Annotated in this window: 1 rRNA gene; it reads left to right on the top strand. The window is 52.0% G+C overall.

The annotated features are described in order from the left end of the window. The first annotated feature begins 42 nt into the window (after positions 1–42). Positions 43–2962 (top strand): 23S ribosomal RNA (locus GN217_RS18455). The last annotated feature ends 18 nt before the right edge of the window (positions 2963–2980 follow it).

Genomic DNA, 2980 nt, shown 5'->3' with positions numbered 1-2980 from the left:
GACCATCAAGGCAAAACAAAGCTATATTATTTACTGTAACTTAGTTAAGTGAATAAGGGCGCACGGTGGATGCCTTGGCACTAGGAGCCGATGAAGGACGGGACTAACACCGATATGCTCCGGGTAGTTGTAAGTAAACGTTAATCCGGAGATTTCCGAATGGGGCAACCCACTGTCCGTAATGGGACAGTACGTATACCTGAATACATAGGGTGTACGAGGCAGACCTGGGGAACTGAAACATCTCAGTACCCAGAGGAAGAGAAAGCAAATGCGATTTCCCAAGTAGCGGCGAGCGAAACGGAACGAGCCCAAACCAGTAAGCTTGCTTACTGGGGTTGTAGGACACTCCATTGGAGTTACAAAGAAATTCTTTAGATGAATCGATCTGGAAAGATCAGCCATAGAAGGTAACAGCCCTGTAATCGAAAAAGAGTTTCCTCCGGAGTGTATCCTGAGTACGGCGGAACACGTGGAATTCCGTCGGAATCCGGGAGGACCATCTCCCAAGGCTAAATACTCCCTAGTGACCGATAGTGAACCAGTACCGTGAGGGAAAGGTGAAAAGCACCCCGGGAGGGGAGTGAAAGAGAACCTGAAACCGTGCGCTTACAAGTAGTCGAAGCGCATTTATGCGTGACGGCGTACCTTTTGTAGAATGGACCGGCGAGTTACGATTACATGCAAGGTTAAGTGGAAGACACGGAGCCGCAGCGAAAGCGAGTCTGAATAGGGCGAATGAGTATGTGGTCGTAGACCCGAAACCGTGTGATCTACCCATGTCCAGGGTGAAGGTCAGGTAACACTGACTGGAGGCCCGAACCCACGTATGTTGAAAAATGCGGGGATGAGGTGTGGGTAGGGGTGAAATGCCAATCGAACACGGAGATAGCTGGTTCTCTCCGAAATAGCTTTAGGGCTAGCCTCAAAAATAGAGTACTGGAGGTAGAGCACTGATTGGACTAGGGGCCCTCACCGGGTTACCGAATTCAGTCAAACTCCGAATGCCAGCTACTTGTTTTTGGGAGTCAGACTGCGGGTGATAAGATTCGTAGTCGAGAGGGAAACAGCCCAGACCGCCAGCTAAGGTCCCAAAGTATACGTTAAGTGGAAAAGGATGTGGAGTTGCCCAGACAACCAGGATGTTGGCTTAGAAGCAGCCACCATTTAAAGAGTGCGTAATAGCTCACTGGTCGAGTGACTCTGCGCCGAAAATGTACCGGGGCTAAACGTATCACCGAAGCTGCGGATTGTTCTTACGAACAATGGTAGGAGAGCGTTCTAAGTGCTGCGAAGTCAGACCGTGAGGACTGGTGGAGCGCTTAGAAGTGAGAATGCCGGTATGAGTAGCGAAAAAAGAGTGAGAATCTCTTTCACCGAATGCCTAAGGTTTCCTGAGGAAGGCTCGTCCTCTCAGGGTTAGTCGGGACCTAAGCCGAGGCCGACAGGCGTAGGCGATGGACAACAGGTTGATATTCCTGTACCACCTCATGATCGTGATTGAGCGATGGGGGAACGCAGAAGGATAAGGAATGCGCACCGATGGATGTGTGCGCCCAAGCAGTAAGAAAGTCAGATAGGTAAATCCGTCTGGCAATTTCAAGCTGTGACGGGGAGGGAAATAGAGTACCGAAGTTCCGGATTTCACGCTGCCAAGAAAAGCCTCTAGCCAGATCATAGGTGCCCGTACCGCAAACCGACACAGGTAGGCGAGGAGAGTATCCTAAGGTGAGCGGGAGAACTCTCGTTAAGGAACTCGGCAAAATGACCCCGTAACTTCGGGAGAAGGGGTGCTTCTTTTAGAAGAAGCCGCAGTGAATAGGCCCAAGCGACTGTTTATCAAAAACACAGGTCTCTGCGAAGCCGAAAGGCGAAGTATAGGGGCTGACACCTGCCCGGTGCTGGAAGGTTAAGGGGAAGAGTTAGCCGTAAGGCGAAGCTTAGAACCGAAGCCCCAGTAAACGGCGGCCGTAACTATAACGGTCCTAAGGTAGCGAAATTCCTTGTCGGGTAAGTTCCGACCCGCACGAAAGGTGCAACGACTTGGGCACTGTCTCAACGAGAGACCCGGTGAAATTATACGATGTGTGAAGATGCACATTACCCGCGACAGGACGGAAAGACCCCGTGGAGCTTTACTGTAGCTTGATATTGACTGTTTGTGCAGCTTGTACAGGATAGGTGGGAGCCGTGGAATCGGGAGCGCTAGCTTCCGTGGAGGCACCCGTGGGATACCACCCTAGCTGTATGAACATTCTAACCCAGGACCGTGATCCGGTCCGGAGACAGTGTCAGGCAGGCAGTTTGACTGGGGCGGTCGCCTCCCAAAAGGTAACGGAGGCGCCCAAAGGTTCCCTCAGAATGGTTGGAAATCATTCGCAGAGTGTAAAGGCACAAGGGAGCTTGACTGCGAGACCTACAAGTCGAGCAGGGACGAAAGTCGGGCTTAGTGATCCGGTGGTTCCGCATGGAAGGGCCATCGCTCAACGGATAAAAGCTACCCCGGGGATAACAGGCTTATCTCCCCCAAGAGTTCACATCGACGGGGAGGTTTGGCACCTCGATGTCGGCTCATCGCATCCTGGGGCTGTAGTCGGTCCCAAGGGTTGGGCTGTTCGCCCATTAAAGCGGTACGCGAGCTGGGTTCAGAACGTCGTGAGACAGTTCGGTCCCTATCCGTCGTGGGCGCCTGGAAGTTTGAGAGGAGCTGTCCTTAGTACGAGAGGACCGGGATGGACACACCGCTGGTGTACCAGTTGTTCCGCCAGGAGCATAGCTGGGTAGCTACGTGTGGAAAGGATAAGTGCTGAAAGCATCTAAGCATGAAGCCCCCCTCAAGATGAGACTTCCCATCACTTCGAGTGAGTAAGATCCCTCAGAGACGATGAGGTTGATAGGTTCGAGGTAGAAGCATGGTGACATGTGGAGCTGACGAATACTAATCGATCGAGGACTTAACTAACTTCTATTTTGATGTCGT

Source organism: Oceanobacillus sp. AG (assembly GCF_009746545.1).
In the GTDB taxonomy this organism is placed as follows: domain Bacteria; phylum Bacillota; class Bacilli; order Bacillales; family Amphibacillaceae; genus Oceanobacillus; species Oceanobacillus indicireducens.
Note: the sequence above shows the minus strand (reverse complement) of the source record. Positions and strands in the feature narration are given on the sequence as shown.